General features: G+C 46.3%; 13 protein-coding genes. 8 read left to right on the plus strand and 5 right to left on the minus strand.

Translation table 11 applies throughout. The annotated features are described in order from the left end of the window. The first annotated feature begins 447 nt into the window (after positions 1 to 447). From ACR6Z4_RS28510 to ACR6Z4_RS28525, 4 genes are all read left to right on the plus strand, one after another. Complete coding sequence (locus ACR6Z4_RS28510; RefSeq protein WP_479720738.1) at positions 448 to 2,613, plus strand: sensor histidine kinase; 2,166 nt, start codon at positions 448 to 450, stop codon at positions 2,611 to 2,613. Beyond that, the gene (locus tag ACR6Z4_RS28515; RefSeq protein WP_479720739.1) at positions 2,591 to 4,318 is read left to right on the plus strand and encodes a putative bifunctional diguanylate cyclase/phosphodiesterase; all 1,728 of its coding nucleotides are present in this window, start codon (positions 2,591 to 2,593) and stop codon (positions 4,316 to 4,318) included. The genes ACR6Z4_RS28510 and ACR6Z4_RS28515 overlap by 23 nt, the downstream gene beginning before the upstream one ends. A gap of 15 nt (positions 4,319 to 4,333) precedes the next feature. Continuing rightward, complete coding sequence (locus tag ACR6Z4_RS28520; protein ID WP_479720740.1) at positions 4,334 to 5,590, plus strand: cysteine desulfurase-like protein; 1,257 nt, start codon at positions 4,334 to 4,336, stop codon at positions 5,588 to 5,590. A 125-nt stretch (positions 5,591 to 5,715) separates the two neighbouring features. Continuing rightward, on the plus strand, positions 5,716 to 6,339 hold the full coding sequence (locus tag ACR6Z4_RS28525) for a sulfotransferase family protein (RefSeq protein WP_479720741.1): 624 nt from the start codon (positions 5,716 to 5,718) through the stop codon (positions 6,337 to 6,339). A 4-nt stretch (positions 6,340 to 6,343) separates the two neighbouring features. Here the strand turns inward: ACR6Z4_RS28525 and ACR6Z4_RS28530 are convergent, their stop codons facing one another. Next, complete coding sequence (locus ACR6Z4_RS28530; protein ID WP_479720742.1) at positions 6,344 to 8,230, minus strand: hypothetical protein; 1,887 nt, start codon at positions 8,228 to 8,230, stop codon at positions 6,344 to 6,346. A gap of 707 nt (positions 8,231 to 8,937) precedes the next feature. Here ACR6Z4_RS28530 and ACR6Z4_RS28535 point away from each other — a divergent pair. Next, entirely contained in the window at positions 8,938 to 9,699 is a 762-nt protein-coding gene (locus ACR6Z4_RS28535; protein WP_479720743.1) for a MinD/ParA family ATP-binding protein, read from the plus strand. Between the two features lie 355 nt (positions 9,700 to 10,054). On the opposite strand, the gene ACR6Z4_RS28540 is transcribed toward ACR6Z4_RS28535, so the two are convergent. The 3 genes from ACR6Z4_RS28540 to ACR6Z4_RS28550 form a co-directional block, all read right to left on the minus strand. Continuing rightward, entirely contained in the window at positions 10,055 to 11,095 is a 1,041-nt protein-coding gene (locus ACR6Z4_RS28540; protein WP_479720744.1) for a M28 family peptidase, read from the minus strand. A 296-nt stretch (positions 11,096 to 11,391) separates the two neighbouring features. Next, positions 11,392 to 11,814, minus strand: a complete 423-nt coding sequence (locus tag ACR6Z4_RS28545; RefSeq protein ID WP_479720745.1) for a hypothetical protein — start codon at positions 11,812 to 11,814, stop codon at positions 11,392 to 11,394. Positions 11,815 to 12,062: 248 nt separating this feature from the next. After that, positions 12,063 to 12,833, minus strand: coding sequence for a carbonic anhydrase (locus tag ACR6Z4_RS28550; RefSeq protein WP_479720746.1), 771 nt, complete (start codon positions 12,831 to 12,833; stop codon positions 12,063 to 12,065). 529 nt (positions 12,834 to 13,362) lie between these two features. On the opposite strand from ACR6Z4_RS28550, the gene ACR6Z4_RS28555 reads away from it, so the two are divergent. Both ACR6Z4_RS28555 and ACR6Z4_RS28560 read left to right on the plus strand, forming a co-directional pair. Continuing rightward, entirely contained in the window at positions 13,363 to 14,463 is a 1,101-nt protein-coding gene (locus ACR6Z4_RS28555; protein ID WP_479720747.1) for an ABC transporter permease, read from the plus strand. Between the two features lies 1 nt (position 14,464). Then, positions 14,465 to 15,472, plus strand: a complete 1,008-nt coding sequence (locus tag ACR6Z4_RS28560; RefSeq protein ID WP_479720748.1) for an ABC transporter permease — start codon at positions 14,465 to 14,467, stop codon at positions 15,470 to 15,472. A gap of 56 nt (positions 15,473 to 15,528) precedes the next feature. Here the strand turns inward: ACR6Z4_RS28560 and ACR6Z4_RS28565 are convergent, their stop codons facing one another. Further along, positions 15,529 to 16,374 (minus strand): lipopolysaccharide assembly protein LapA domain-containing protein, encoded by an 846-nt coding sequence (locus tag ACR6Z4_RS28565; protein WP_479720749.1) that lies wholly within the window; start codon positions 16,372 to 16,374, stop codon positions 15,529 to 15,531. Between the two features lie 245 nt (positions 16,375 to 16,619). On the opposite strand from ACR6Z4_RS28565, the gene ACR6Z4_RS28570 reads away from it, so the two are divergent. Continuing rightward, the gene (locus ACR6Z4_RS28570; protein ID WP_479720750.1) at positions 16,620 to 16,940 is read left to right on the plus strand and encodes a hypothetical protein; all 321 of its coding nucleotides are present in this window, start codon (positions 16,620 to 16,622) and stop codon (positions 16,938 to 16,940) included. Positions 16,941 to 17,080 lie beyond the last annotated feature (140 nt).

The raw sequence follows: 17,080 nt of genomic DNA on the forward strand, positions 1-17,080 counted from the left end.
AGAGATAAATTCATCCAGAGTTTGCCCGAGGGACGAATCATTTTCATATACATAGAAAAATTAGCCCCTAGTGGAATGATGAGATGACAAAATGCATCATAAGTCAAGCTACCCTATCCATCACCCACTACGTAAAACAGCGATGTTCTCAAGTAACTTAACGCTTTCGAAATCAAAATGAACCACAATCAGGGAACCAGCTTAAGTCTCTTATTCTAAGAATGAAACTTGAATTAAACCATATCTATTCACAATTCTGATTAGTCTTTACAAAAGAGTTATGGCAAGACGCTAAATTGCGACATTTATACTACATTAATCGGATATATACATCGATGGATCTTGCTTGCGATAACGAGCGGGATCAGTCAAGAATAGTCAGTAGTGTTGTGTTCCTGAGTTGATTTGGTTTTATGCGTATTCTCTCTATCTCTATCATCACGTCTAATGCAGGCACAACAAGTTGCGATCGCCAACCAGATCATTCAAGCTCTGCGTGAAACCCACGTAGTCAATGAAGTGATAAATAATACAATCAACCAGGTACAGTCTTCGTTACGGGTCGATTGTTGTTTGACAGTGCAAACTCCTATGTCTCAGGTCGTTGGGGCGCAGTACGCCAGTACGGCAAGTTGCATTACACCTCACCGGACCCTTTGTGAGGTCTGGAAGGGTGATCTCGCGGCAGGGCAGATCGTCCTTGATTCTCAGATCAATCAGCTTCTACCAGCAGACTGTTCAGAAAGTTTTCGAGAGAGTCATCGTGGGGCAGTCATGATGGTGCCATTGCTGTCTGGAAACCTCTATTTGGGTGCAATGGGGTTGTACTCAAGGGTACTAGACCGTCAATGGACGGCGGAAGAAGTTGCCTTTGGACGAGCGATCGCCGATCATTTAGCCATTTTGGTTGAGCAGGTCTGGTTGCGACAGTGTGTACAGCACACTCCGACAGTGATAGATTCGCAAACCAATCAAGCACCCAGCTTTAGCGCATTGGTTGAGCAATCTCCAGACGCGATCGCCCGTTATGATCGCGCACTCCGGTACGTTTATGTCAATCCGGCAACAGAACGAGAATGGGGCTTTGCGGCGCACGAGATGATCGGCAAGACCGACCGAGAATTGGGGATTCCAGAAGATCAACTGCTGTTATGGGAAATGGCATTACAACAAACCTTTGCCTCAAACCAAATGCAAATTTTGGAATTGAGTGTTCCTTTCACCCGTCAATTGAGATATTTTCAAGCTCGCCTGGTTCCAGAAGTAGATTTAAGTGGCGACGTCGAGTTTGTCGTCTCTATCTGTCGCGATATCACAGAACGAAAGCAAGCAGAAGAGGATACCAAGCTCCTGCAAACCATGACGCAGGCAATTTTTGAGTCTGAAGATTTTCATTCGGCTCTGCATGTTGCCTTACAAAAAGTCTGCGAAGCAACCCGATGGGATTTTGGTGAAGCCTGGGTGCCCAATGCCGATCAAACGTTTCTAGAAAGTAGTCCTGCTTTCTATAGCAAGCATGAAAATCTGTTGGCGTTTCGTCAGCTTAGCCAAAATTTTACCTTTGCACCCGGTATAGGAATTCCCGGACGAGTCTGGCGATCGCAAAAACCAGAGTGGTGTCAAGACGTTTCGGCACAGCCTGAAACTACCTATTTACGTGCCCAGATGGCACAGGAATTCGGCTTAAAAGCGGCGTTGGGCATCCCCATTTTGACCCACAAAGAAGTATTGACGGTTTTAGTCTTTTATATGTTTGAAGCTCGCGAAGAAGACGAACGGTTGATTCAACTGATTTCGGCATCAACTGAGTTGGGCTTGTTTATCCAACGCAAGCAAGCAGAGAGCGAAATCCTTCAATCATTAATCAAAGAACGGGAACTCAATCAACTCAAGTCAAATTTCATCGCCCTGGTATCCCACGAGTTCCGCACACCTCTAAGCATTATTGTCCTGTCTACTGAAGTATTAGAACGCTATGGCGACCAATATGAGTCAGACAAAAAAAAGACTTATTTACGACGCATTCATATGTCCACAAAACGGATGACCCAACTCCTGGAAAATGTTTTACTGGCGGGTCAGGCAGAAGCAGGAAAGCTAACATTTAACCCAGCACCGTTGGATCTGGAAACGTTTTGTCGCGACTTGATGACTTATTTACAACCCGAGGAAAACAGTGCGCGTCCAATCATATTCAGCTACCAGCCCAAACAGCAAAAATTCTGTCTAGATGAGAATTTGCTACAACATATTTTAAGTAATCTCTTGTCTAATGCCATCAAGTACTCACCCGATGGCTCAGAGGTTGAGTTTGACGTTACGTTGGAAGCAACCCATCAAGGGTTAAACGTGGTGTTTAGAATTCAAGATCGAGGGATTGGGATTCCTCTTGCCGATCAGCGTCGTTTGTTTGAACCGTTCCATCGAGCAAAAAACGTATCTTCTATTTCTGGTACAGGCTTAGGGCTATCCATCGTAAAGCAATGTGTAGACTTACATCAAGGTCGTATCAGTGTCTCAAGTGAGGTAGGGGTGGGAACACTATTTAAAGTATGCCTCCCCCTATTGGGTATTGAGGGGAGTAGAGGGTATGGCAACAATTCTGATTATTGAGGATGAACCGAACGTTCGCAGATTAATTGCAGAACTCTTACAGTTAGAGGGTTTTGCAGTTTTAGTCAGCAAAAGTGGATCTGAGGGCATAGCACTTGCCCAGCAAGAATTACCAGATCTGATCCTGTGTGATGTCATGATGCCGCAAGTGAATGGCTATCAGGTTCTTTCGGTTTTACGACAGGATCCGCGAACGGCACTGATTCCATTTATTTTCTTGACGGCTAGAGCCGCCAAAGCGGATTTGCGACAGGGCATGGAATTGGGTGCCGATGACTATTTGACCAAACCCTTTACAGCAAATGAACTGTTGGGGGCGATCGCCGCTCGCTTAAGCAAACAGCAAACGGTCACAGAATCCTATGCTGCCACTCTCAACGAGGTTACGGAAGAGTTGAGTCGGTTAGCCTACTATGACAGCTTGACTAATTTGCCTAATCGACTTTTGCTACGAGAAAAATTTAATCAGATCGTGGCGGAAACTACAAACACGCGATCGCCTGTTGCCATCCTCTATTTGGGGATTGATCAGTTTCGGCGGTTGAATACCAGCCTTGGTTATACAGGGGGTGATCTGCTGCTGCGACAGGTGGCAAACCGACTTCAGCATTTAGTTGGTAGTAAGGGAGTGGTGGCACGCTTGAATGGCGACCAATTTGCCCTGATTCCATCGATACAAGAAATGGGATTGCCCTGTGATATCGATGCTCAAATTGCCATCGCTCAGGCGACAGAACGAGTTTTGATGGCGATCGCCAAGCCTTTTATATTGGGCGAGCAAACCGTTTTTATTAGTGCCAGCGTCGGCATTGCTCTTTACCCTCACGATGGTAGTGACATTGATAGTTTGATTCGCTGTGCTGAATATGCGCTGCGTAAAATCAAGGAACAAGGTGGCAACGGGTATCAGTTTTACGCTGCTTTAGAATGGGTGGACACACCCGATCAGGTGAAGCTAGAAGCCGATTTGCACTATGCTCTAGAAAACTTAGAACTACAAGTTTATTACCAACCTCAGATTGATCTAAAAACCAATCAGATTGTGGGTGCAGAAGCATTATTGCGCTGGCATCATCCTAAGCGTGGTATGGTATCTCCGGCAGAGTTTATCCCATTGGCAGAAGCGACCGGCTTGATCTTGCCTATTGGTGAGTGGGTCTTGACGACCGTCTGTCAGCAAATCCAGACCTGGCAAAAAATGGGACATAGGATTCAAGTCTCTGTCAATTTGTCAGCACGTCAATTTAGCCAACCTAATTTATGCGACGTGATTGATCGAATTATACAATTTACTCAAGTAGACGCGACTTTATTAGATCTAGAATTAACTGAAAGTTTATTAGTTAAAGATATACAAAGAGCTATTATTACACTGAAACAGTTGCGAGATATGGGGCTGAGGATTTCTATTGATGACTTTGGCACAGGTTATTCCTCCCTCAGTTATCTGCAACAGTTTCCGTTCAACACGCTCAAAGTCGATCGCTCTTTTATCAGAGGTATTCACCAAAATATCAAGCAATCTGCCATTACGACGGCTTTGATTCAAATGGCGCACCAGTTGCAACTCCAGGTCATTGCTGAAGGGGTAGAGACCTTGGAGGAAATCGCTTTTTTAAGGCAACATGGGTGTGATGCAGTTCAAGGGTTTTTCTTTAGTCCGGCGATTCCCTCTGATTCATTTATTCAATTTTGTTCACAATAAGGCATTGCTTAGCGCATGATCACTGGCATTTCTACTCCCACTTTAGACCTTGCGTTTGTTCGCCAGCAATTTCCTGCTTTAGCGGGACGCTGGACTTTTTTTGATAATGCAGGAGGTTCACAAACCCTGCAACCTGTTGTCGATCGCATCAATGAATATCTGTTGACGTCGAATGTGCAGTTGGGTGCATCCTATCAACTCTCTCAACTTTCAGGCGATCGCGTTGCCCAAGGTGCTGACGCAGTTGCCACATTGATGAATGCGGCAGATGCATCAGAAATTGTCATGGGTTCTTCCACCAGTCTCTTGATTCGACTGTTGTCGTGGTGCTTGAGTCGCACCTGGAAACCTGGTGATGAAGTGATTGTCACGAACTGTGATCATGAAGCCAATATCAGCCCCTGGCGAGCCTTAGAGGAGTATGGCATCGTTGTCAAAACCTGGAACTTAAACCCAGACACATTAGAATTGCATCTAGACGATCTGGAACCGTTACTCAGCCCCAAAACACGATTGGTCGCGCTGACCCATACGTCTAACGTGTTGGGAACAATTAATCCAATTCAAGCGATCGCCGATGTGGTGCATGACCGGGGTGCCTTGCTCTGCGTCGATGGGGTCGGGTATGCTGCCCATCGCTTGATTGATGTGCAAGCATGGGATGTAGATTTCTATATTTTCAGTTTCTATAAGGTTTATGGGGCACACTATGCCGTCATGTATGGCAAGCGCAAGCATTTATTGACACTGCCCGGAATCAATCATGACTTCATTGCTGAAACAGATATTCCCTATAAGTTCCAACCGGGAAATGTGAATTATGAACTGAGCTATAGTACGGTGGGCTTGTGCGATTATTTTAGTGCCTTGGCACAGCATCATTATGGTGACACTGTTGCATCAACGCTGCGCAGTAAACTGGTGCAAGCGTTTGATTTGATCACTGTCCATGAAGCCGTGATTGGCGATCGCCTTCTCACCTATCTCCAGCAAAAACCAACGGTCCGCATCATTGGTGCTCCTGATGCAGTCTCTAGCAAACGAGTTCCTACGATTTCCTTTGTGATACAGGGGGTCGATAGCGCTACAATTCCACCCCAACTCGATCCGCACTATATTGGAATTCGGTATGGCGATTTTTATGCCAAACATCTAATTGCAGACCTGGGACTGTCTGCCCAAAATGGGGTTGTCCGGGTTAGTATGGTACATTACAACACGGTCGCAGAAGTCGATCGATTGATTGATTGTTTAGAACGAATCTGCGCATAGTTTAATGGCTAAGGATCGCAACCTAAATAAGCCTGGAAGATCTAAGTTTGGGAGCGCGGCGACGACGCGCTCCCAAACTTAGATCTTCGACTTGATTAAATCCACAATCCTAAGGATCAAGACCTATGAAACTGATTGGGGCAGGGTTTGGGCGAACAGGGACAAAATCGCTGAAAAGTGCATTAGAACTGCTGGGCTATGGTCCCTGCTATCACATGGCAGAGGTGCTCAATCAGGAGAAGAATCCAGAACATCTGCGTCTGTGGGATGAAGCAGGTCAGGGTAAATCTATCGATTGGAAAAACCTGTTTCAAGCCTATCAATCCACCGTAGACTGGCCATCTACTTGCTTTTATCGGGAATTGATGGATGTTTTTCCAGAGGCAAAGGTGTTGCTGAGCATCCGTGATCCAGAAAGTTGGCACAAAAGTGCCATGTCTACGATTTTTGTGCGTCACACTATCCCCGGTGTGGATATGGACATGTTTCACCGTATGGTTGACAATCTAATTCTCAATGGCACCTTTCACGGACGTTATAGTGATCGCGACTATGCAACGTCTGTCTTTCTGAATCACATTGAACAGGTCAAGCAAACTGTTCCAGGCGATCGCTTGTTAGTCTATGAGGTGCGTCAAGGTTGGCAACCCCTCTGCCAGTTTTTGCAGGTTCCTATTCCTGATATGCCGTTTCCTAGAGAAAACTCAACTGAAGAGTGGGAAGCACGACTGAATAGAACACCTGATTGATGATTTATGATTCTGATTCGGCATCCAGGATATCGCGGGTATAGCGCTCCTCGGCTAAGAGCACTTGAATCCCCTTCTCTCGACATAGGCTCGAAAGAATATAGCTCAAGGCAACCTTCTCTTGTTGCTTAGTGGTTAAAGATGAAGGGTGAGCGTGTAGTTCATCCAGGATTCGGGCAAACGATGTCTGGTATGCATTGAACATTGATTGTTCAGGGAGTTCCAGTAAAAACTTTTCAAACCCCAAACACGCCAATCCATAAATGGTTAGTTTGGTAAAACTGGCTTCTGGTCTCACCCCTTTTTTGGGATCTGTTTCACCATTACTAAAATATCCCCCATGGGTGTCAATTTTGTTGGTGAAATAGTCAATCGTTAACGATACATAATCCCGAAATGTTAGGGCTTGCTTGCGTAATGCATGACTGACTATACCTACGGTTTTCTGCCGACCTTGACGATCAATATAGGGTTCAGCATAGTCGGTACAATCAAAAAAACTAAAACATTCGCCAATGGGTTTTTCATTGGGTGCTAATGCGATCGCTTGCTGCCGTTGCGATAACGGTATTTGCGCTCGAATGTAGAGATAGTCTAAGGGGTAGGTGTGCTCTGGGAAGGCAACGGCGTGTCCATCTTTGAGACTCACCAGTTGCCCATCTGCAAGGCGAGCAATCACGCCATAACTTTCAGAGGTCATAGCAGCTCCTTCTCGTAACGCCTTTTTTCGAGCGGGTTTACTTTTACTTGGGGGTTCTATAGAGTTTCGGACGGTTACATTCCCGAGTCGATACCCTCCATCCTGGGTGCTGGATGGGTAACTAAAGTAATTAGCTGCGGTGGAAGCCAGCCTTAATGCCATATCTCCTTCATTGCTAAAGAGATAGGCTTCTTCAAATCGACGCAACGATGATTGCAGAAAGTTGGCTCGTCCAGAAATGATCGTTTCAGCTGGAATATCGGGTGATACTAACACCAAACGACTTAAGGAAAATACATTACCCACAAACGATGAGGGATGTTTTTGGGGATCTATAGCATCGACCGATCCAACCGACTGTGGATCAAATACATCCGACAAAATTCGTATGGTATTAGTCACCACAAACCCACCCATACTATGACCGATGAATGAGAGTTTGATGCGGTGATGATGCCAATCGATTTTGGGGTCAGAGGGTTCTTCATCTGCTCCCGATTGAATTAGCGTCTTATCAATTTGTCGAATTAACTCGACCAGATCTGAAACACCAAAATTATTAGCACGATAATTGTCTCTAAAATAACCAACCAATCTCAGTACAAGAATCGTAAAGATAGGAGAAACGGCTACTAACGAAAGAACAGTTAGGGTAGAGAAAATAATTAGAAAAATAACTGCATTTGCAGCCTGTAAAGCGATCGCCACAATACTAATAAGCGAACCCCCGATACCTCCAATTAATCCGAATGTTCCTAATCGAGATATCTTACCCAAAATGACAGGTAACGCTTTCTTTGCCGCTTTACGTTTAGCTCGAAAAGAAATCCCTTCCTCTGGTCGCTCTGAGGATTGTGGCATAATTTGCTCAGACGGCCAGCGATAACCAATTAACAAAAACCCTTTAGACCGACGGCGGCTATGATGACTTGCAAGATGGCGATAAATGCTTGCATACCAATCTTTTACACTGGCTCGGCTGGTGTTATAGCCGTGAATCACAATTAAAACTTCTGCATCGTCTTTGTGATTTTTTAAATGGCGACACATCTCATCAATAGAATCTTTGGGATCGGGGATATCATCCCTTTGCCGATCTTCAACATTGATAGGAGCAGTACTGGCAACAAAATAAGCAGGAAACGGCGAGTTGTCTGGGCTAAGTTTTTGAATAGAGAGAAGAGCAGTCATAGCCAGATTCCTTGATTGTAGATGAACGATCGAATTCGCTACGATGGTGAGTCAAGTTCGGTAGAACAATACCACATAAAAACACACCGAATGAGATCATCGTTCACTAAATTCAGCGATGGTGCCATCGTAGATTAAAAAGTTTCAGCGAGAGTTTTTTGTCCTCGATTTAAACTCAATCATTGGATGACTTTTTTTATACATTTAATCAAGAGTTTTCTGCCGAATACTACTCAGATCTTGCTTGCTTATCTCTTGCCAATATTCAACTCCATATTCGAGAGAATTAGCGATCGCCCGTATACAACAATCCTCAATAGGGTGAAGTACAGATTGTTATGTGAGAGCTACGTCCCACACGGTTCTCATATAACAACCGTCATCTGTCCAGCCGCAAAGCGCTATAGTTTTGGAGTATATAGCAGTCCTATTTGATTTGTGAAAATGATCGGTTGTGAAAGCGTCCGCCCTTCGGGCGGACGCTTTCACAACTGACTCAGGATTGCTATATAAAAAATTAATGTCTGGATTTGAGCGAAACAGGCGATCGCTGGGCAACCTGAGGGGTACTTAGCCCTGTAGCCTTGATATCTCAGTTCAGCAGAAATGCACGGTTAGCGATCGTTAGCGAATGCGTTTCTGGTGGATGAATCTAAGTTTTGAGGCTCTGATCCAGTCGTCGGTTTACCTTCAAAGGGTGTTGTATTATGCTCAAAATTATTGCCCTCAATTCCTTTCGAGGGGGGACAGGAAAATCTAACATTACTGCCAACCTTGCCGCTATTTTGGCGCAAAAAGGTTACCGCGTCGGAGTAGTGGATACTGATTTGCCCTCACCCGGAATCCATATTGTGTTGGGGTTAGAGCAATCCACCATCGATCACACCCTTAATGACTATCTCTGGGGAAATTGCAGCATCCTCCAGGCGACTCACGATGTCACCCCAGCCGAGATTCTGGAGACAGGTAAGGGGCATATTTTTCTGGCTCCGGCTAGTTTTGAACTCGAAGATATCAATCGGATCGTCCAAGAAGGTTATGACATCGACCGTCTGAGTGGTGGCATCAACCAGATGGCTAAAAGCCTCCAACTAGATTTCTTGTTTCTTGATACACACCCAGGATTGAACCAGGAGACTTTGCTGGCGATGGCTTTAGCAGATCGTTTGATGCTGATTCTCCGTCCGGACAGTCAGGATTTTCAAGGCACCGCTGTGACGGCTGATGTTTCGCAGCAGTTGGGCGTACCCAAAATTTTCATTTTGTTGAATCGCGTACTACCAGCGATCAACGGTGAACAGCTCAAAAATCTCGTGCAAAAAAGCTACAACCTGCCGCTGGCTGGAATCTTAGAAAATTCAGACGATATGATGATGTTAGCCAGTCGCAGTCTATTTTGCTTGCGCTATCCCGAGCATTCGTTTAGTCAGGGTCTGCGATCGGTTGCCGCTTTTTTAGAAGCAAACTAATCCGACTATCGAGAGGGGACAGACAGTATTTCTGATGGTTTGCACCCTTCTGCTTTAGGGTTCCCCTACTGAGTCCCATCACTCCAGGTAGGAGATTTCTGAAAAAGATGTTACCCCTGTAAGGGCAAAGCATTCGTTAGATAGTCTTTGGTAAATGACGAAAATCATGGTTCGAATGCTTCGCCCCTCCGATTTGCTGGGATGACCTTTTCTAGAAATCGCCTTAGGTGTTATGGCAGCCGAAGGGCTGGTTAGGATGGGGTGCAGGGGTGGAACCCCTGGCTGGGGGTGCAGCCCCCACACCCCCACTGTCCTAACCATCTACTCAATTGTTATAACTCACACGATATCGGCATTATTCAGCTAAATCAGAAATAACATTTACCAAACCAGATACAACTCTGGCTAACTGATCAAAATTCACTTTATCAATCGTATCGTCCAGGGTGTGGTAATAAGGGTAACGGTAAGGAGCCGTGTCTGTAATCATGATTCCTTGATATCCGTGTTGCCAAAATGACCATTGGTCAGACCAGCCAACACCCGGAATCCAGCCAGGTAAAGCGGCTCCTTCAGACGGAAACTGAACATGACGACGAAATGAAGCAATCGATCGCCGCACCAGGTTTCCAGAGTTAAGGTTGCCAATAAAACTAATAAAATTACCTTGCTTGGGGTAGAACAAATCAAGGGGAAACGGATATTTTTGGCTACCCGGTGTGTCTGAGAAACATCCCATTGTTTCCAGGCTCAGCATTGCCACTACCTTGTCTTGATGAGAATCGATCTGTTGGGCATAGACTAAACTACCCATATCCTCAGTCCAAAAGAAGGGCGGCTCTTCATTAGTAAATTCGACAAAGCGAACTGTCCGTTTAGGAGATTTCTGGGCAAATATTTTAGCTAGCTCCAGCGTGGCGGCTGCACCTGTACCATTATCGTTAGCACCAGGACTTGTAAACGCAGAGTCGTAATGAGCACCCACTACAATCACTTCATTGGGATACTCAGTCCCTACTTTTTCAACCTCCAGGTTGTAGTACGTCTTGTTATCAATCTTGTATGCTTGCTGAGTTACTTGATACCCTGATTGAGTCAGAGCAGTCTCCAGAAAAGCTTTTGCAGAATTGAGCTTATCGTATTGGTTGACATTCCTTGCACCAATCTCAACAGCCATTTTTTGAATATCGTGTTGTAATAAATCTTTGAGTATTACGTCTTGTGGTTGTAACGGGGGAAGCTGCCCGTTGTAACTTCGTCCAGGCATCCAAAAAATGGAAAACCCTAGCCAAACTAACACAATTATTAAGACACTAAAAAGTATTGCCAGACGAATGAAGGCAGCCTTGCTAGCGAACCCAGCTCTAATTTTTTTATTGTTAACAGATCGTCGCATTACTGATGACTCCCATGTCTATCCTGAAGTCAATTCTTACAGCGCTTCGCGCTTGGGTATGTTTAGATTTTTTGTTGTGTGCCGCGCTCCGCGCGGCACACAACAAAAAATCTGTGGCTTAAGCAATTAAAAATTGCTGTAACCCATTGGTGAGGAATTTTCTCTAAATTAAACAAAAGTCTAACGTTCATGCTCAGCGATCGCCAGCACCTCTACATTCCATCACAATAGCTTCCGTCAATCCACCGCACCCAGCGTGTGAACCCCCACTTGCGATAGTTCAATCTATAAGAGCTTCATCCCGCACGGAACACTATTACTCGCACTAAAATTCCGGCAATCAAGAGCAGATACGACAACAGAATCGCATTCCGGAACATACGCCGCTGCGACGCTTTAGGCAGTTTGGAGCCATAGATGCCCCCCACAAGGCTACCCGTAACCGATCCGATCGGAACTAGAACAACTAGCATTGCCAAGACATAAACCCCGGCATAGGCACCGCCATTGACTAAACCCGGAATCGAAAAGAGCGGCACAAACGCGATCGCCAACGTCCCCAAAAACGAGCCTAAGATGGCAGGCAATAGAACAAGTTTGATACACCGTTGAATGATGCCAATCACTAGCCCGATGAGACCGCCAACCACGAATGCAATACTTAAAGACCAGATAGAGACTGATAAGACTTCAGATAAAACTTGTCCTAAAACATTCATAAAATGACCATCATCCTTTTCAGCAACAGGTCAGCTCATGATCTGATCACTAGTACACCAACTTAAAAGTTTTAGAGGGGGTGGAGGGGGTAAAACCCCTCTTGGGGGCTTCGCCCCCAAACCCCCATGTTGCAAAATTTCATGTTTGCAACAACTAGTGTTTAGTCAAGTATTTTCTAACGAGTGATGTGCCGCGCTTCGCGCGGCACATCACTCGTTTTAACCATCAATTGTTAATTGACAGACCACTAGCTGACTAAACTAACTTCACCCGTGTCGAGATCATAATATGCACCAACAATCTTGATTTTGCCTTCCTGCACGGCTGAAGCAATTACAGAAGAGGATTGTAGTCGTTGGACTTGTAAGCGCACATTTGCTTTGATCGCGTTTGTAAGGCGATCGCCCGATTCTCCTTCTGAGACTTGAATGGCGGGTCGAATGGCAAATACAAGCGATTCAATGACACCTGGCAATTCACCTCCGGCTAGAGCCGCCGCCACAGCACCACAGCGTTCATGCCCTAAAACCATAAGTAGGGGTGCTTTTAAGACACCGATCGCAAATTCTTCACTGGCAATCTCTTCGGTAGTAGCAACATTGCCAGCAACTCGAACGACGAAGAGATCTCCAATCCCTTGATCAAAAGCAATCTCCGGCACCACGCGTGAGTCTGCACAACTTAAGATAGCAGCAAAAGGAGCTTGTTCTGCTGCGACCTCAGCAACACGAACAGAATCTTGCTGAGGATTGAGCTGCCTCCCGGTGACAAATCGCTGGTTTCCTTCCATCAGTTTTGCCAACGCCTCATCGGGAGTCAAACTGCTCCCCTCAGGAGCACTACCCGAATCAGTAGCAATACGTTGGGCTTGATTTGTTCGAGATGCCCGATGCTCAACGGTTCGAGCTAATGCACCCGTTCCCAACCAAGCTGTAAGAGTACCTGCCCCAACAAGACCGGCACCAAATTGAAGAAGGCTTCTTCGTGAAATATTTCGCTGGCTTGGAGTTTGCTTCATAATTATCTCAATCCGATTGGAAGATCATCACTAACCAGCAAGAGTGTTTATGACTCATGCTTTGCAAAATTCTCAACTAGAAGGTCACTATAAAGTACATTTCTGAAGTAAATCTTAAAACTAAAATTTCTCAAAAACTTATTAGCTAATGATCTAATGCCGTTTTTATCTACAGGTGCGCCGAACTAAAGAGGTGAAGGGGGTGTTGCCCCCTTCGTGGGGTTTCACCCCCACACCCCTCTTAAAACGTGACAGCTTGATATTTGATTGGGATAAGAATCCCCACCCCATTAAAAACCACACCTTTTTTGGGAGAGGGCGGCGGAGCCACCTTCTCCCAAAAAAGACATTTACGCGATCGCACATTTTAATTTTGATACTCAGTCCATCCGTCTGGGGTATTCAATCATGGCGATCGCTAGAGATTTTTTGTCACCGGATCGGGGGTTAAACGTAAAATCTAGAGGGTGTGGTTGTGCCTTGTTACGGCATGACCCACTTTTTAATACGTAGAATGCGGGCAATCAGTGTGAATCAACGACAGGTTCTAGGAAAAATTGGGCGGCAGTTGGGGATACCGTTATTGGCGATCGCTACGGCAATGGTGCTAACCCTGCCCATCATCGGCGTTACGTTAAATTGGGATGGAGCGAAGATTGCAGCCACCTATGGCGGGTTATTAGATGGAGCATTACTCAAGCCCTATGCTATTTCTAACACCCTGGTGGCAGCGATTCCTTTAATATTTACCGGATTGGCGTTGGCGTTGGGGTTTCGCACGGGGGTGTTTAATATTGGGGCATCGGGGCAGTTTTTGTTAGGGGCAACCTGTGCCGTGTTTGTTGGCTATGCCGTGCCGTTGCCACCCTTGATTCATCCTGTAATTGCTTTAGCCGCAGGGGCTTTAGGTGGGGCATTGTGGGGTGCGATTCCGGGTGTACTAAAAGCACGGTTTGGCTCCCATGAAGTAATCAACACCATCATGCTCAACTATCTGGCATTCTTTTTGCAAGATTGGTTGGTCAAAAATCCCATGAAAGATCCCTCACCCACGGTAGTGCGGACTCCAACCATTCTAGAAACAGCGATGTTGCCCAGATTGTACGATCGCCTTCATTGGGGATTGGCGATCGCCCTACTGGCAGCATTGTTGGTGGGTTGGTTGCTGGCTAAAACAACCCTGGGATTTGAGTTGCGGACGGTGGGTAGCAATCCGGAAGCCGCTCGGTATGCCGGTATGAAGTTAGGGCAATTGACCATTCTCAGTTTGGCATTATCGGGGGCGTTGGCGGGGTTGGGGGGTGCTGTACAAATTTTGGGAGTGGATTATGCCATGCCAGTGCTGTACTCCAGCGATTATGGCTTCGATGCGATTCCCGTAGCGTTATTGGGGCAAAATCAGCCGCTTGGGGTGATGCTTTCGGCACTTTTATTTGGGGCTTTGCGCAATGGTAGCGACTTGATGCAACTGCGGTCTGGGGGTGCCGTTTCTAAAGAAATGATTTTTATAGTTCAAGCGGTGATTCTTTTGTTAGTTGCAGCTCCGGCACTGGTACGCTGGCTCTATCGCATACGGTTCCCTCAGAGTGAAATCGAAAAAGAAGGGTCGCTGACACGAGGTTGGGGTTGAGATGGAAGAACTGATTGGATTTTTTAAACTGGCATTGATTACCGCAACCCCAATTGCACTGGGTGCCTATGCTGGCATTTTCTCGGAACGGGCAGGGGTAGTTAATATTGCGATTGAAGGCATGATGCTAACGGGAGCCATGATTGCTCAACTGGTTGCCATGTATACCTACGCTCCGTTTCAATCACTTTTGGGTAGTTCGACGGTGGGTGATGCGGCATCTATGACAGCCATGATGCTGAGTCTTTGTTTGGGGTTGGTTATGGGGGGGGTGTCAGGGGCTGTGTTGGGTGGCTTGCATGGCATCACGTCAATTCGCTTTAAAGCCGATCAAATTATTAGTGGTACGGTGATTAATCTGCTGGCTTGGGGAATGACCGGATGGGTCTATCAACGTTGGATGACAACGGCCGGGGGTGCGCCTACTTCACCAGGTACGTTCCCGCGTCTACCGATTCCAGGATTAAGCCGGATTCCAGTGGTAGGTGAACTGTTGTTTAACCATCAACCATTGGTTTATGGCATGTTTATTCTCACCGGCGTGATGTATTACATCTTGTTTAACACCCCTTGGGGGTTGCAAATGCGGGCGGTGGGTGAATATCCTCGCGCAGCCGATACCGTGGGTATTAACGTGAATCAAGTCCGTTATATTTGCGTAGTAGTCGGCGGGGCGATCGCCGGATTAGCAGGTGTCTGGTTAACGTTAGAACAGGTCGGTTCATTTACCTTGCGAATGAGTGCTGGACGGGGCTTTATTGCTCTCGCTGCCATGATTTTTGGGCGTTGGACACCCCTGGGTGCATTGGCTGCATCCTTGCTATTTGGGTTAGGGACTGCCATCCAGATCCGGGCTGCCAGCTTATCTTCGATCGCCAATACGGGGTTAGCCCTGATTCCGACCCAAGCCTATCAAGCGATTCCCTACGTGCTGACTATCATCGTATTAGCAGGGTTTGGCGGCAAAGCCACTCCTCCCGCTGCCAGTGGGCAACCTTATGAGAAGTAGCTATCAGCTAACAGCTATTAGCTAACAGCTATTAGCTATCAGCTAACAGCTATCAGCTAAGGAACTTGCACTAAGCGAAATCGATTGCGTCCTCGCCGTTTGGCATGGTCGAGGGCTGCTTCAGCGTGTTGCAGTAATTGGTGACTGTCTACCCCATCATTTGCCTGGGCGATCGCAGCGCCGATACTGATGGTTAAGGGCACCGTTGAACCATCCTCTAGTATCAAAGGCTGATTAGCAAAGGTCGATCGCAATGATTCACCGTAGTCTGAAGCCGCTTTAATCTCCAGTCCGCTAATAGTACAAATGAAGCGCCCTTGATCGCCATCATGGATCGAGGTTGTCGGTAAAACGATGGTTTGCAATTGTTTGGCGATCGCCTGTAACCACCGCCCATCCATCTCGTTGCCACTGCTGGTAGTGTTTGCCGATTGGACATCCAGTAGATAAACACAGACGGAACGATACTGCGGATTTTGTGGTTCTACACTCATCCGATTTAATCGATAAGAGAGGGTTGGTATCACCGTCTCTGCTTTCAGCAATCCCGTTTGAGCATGGGTCAATGCCAGAGCCGTGAGCAATTCTCCATAGCCCTGGCGAATGCTTTCTGTCGCGTCTCGATGGGCAGAAAGGGTTTTATCCTGTTCTTGAAATCGCCAGTCTAAGTCTTCAAGTTGCCGTTTGTGTCGAGCCATCCGCCAACTCGATTTAAGTAACGCTGGAACGGATACCAATAACCCGATCAGCACGCCGATCGCCAATGTGATCAGCAAGATGAATGCCAGGTAGCTGTTAAAGCTCCAGATTGCAAACTGAATCGACACTATCGCCGTATTTTGCAAGGCAAAGAAAACAGCCAACAGTGCGATCGCCAACGCCAGAACAATAAACAATTGCATAAACCCAAATCACCTCTTGGGGTTTCATCTGCAACCCTATCATATTGCTCAACCCGCCTAAGTGAAGAGGCAGAGATATGTCCTCAGGTAGGGGTAGCTCCCCATACCTTCCCTTAGATTAGGTAAACCCATTCAGGTTGAGTTCGCAACAAATTACATAGCGCTACACATTCAGAATCAGGACAGTGATGGATTGCAAGGCTTCACGCAGCGGGGCACTTCAATCCATCACCTGTCTTAACTCGATGACGCAAGGCTATAAAAATCGTGGCGGCGGATCTGGAATGGATCTAAACACCTTTGAAGTTGTATCTATCAACCTTTTTCATGTAATATTTGCGACACATCAAATGATGTTGAACCGTAGCCACTCCAATTTATCCGTCATCGATCTGCGAACCTGCATTCGCACCATTTTGGGCAATGGCGAAATTCTTCCTGGAATGGAACTCTACCTTCAGCGTCGAATTGCCGCAGGTAACTTGTCTGCCGAAGAGACTTCCTTGCTATCGATCTTGCAAGATGCCATCCAAGATGGTTGCATCCGGCGAGTGGATATGCGCTAAGTCACGCAGATTGAGTAACCCCCAATTTTTTAAGCAAGCGATGGCGAAGCCGTCGCTCGCTTAAAAAGAACGATTCGTTCGTTGATCTGTGATTCTCAAGAGATTTCCAGCAAACCAATTCCCGGCTGATTTCGGTTCCG

The sequence above is a fragment of the Calyptranema fuscum S582 genome (genome assembly GCF_055793305.1).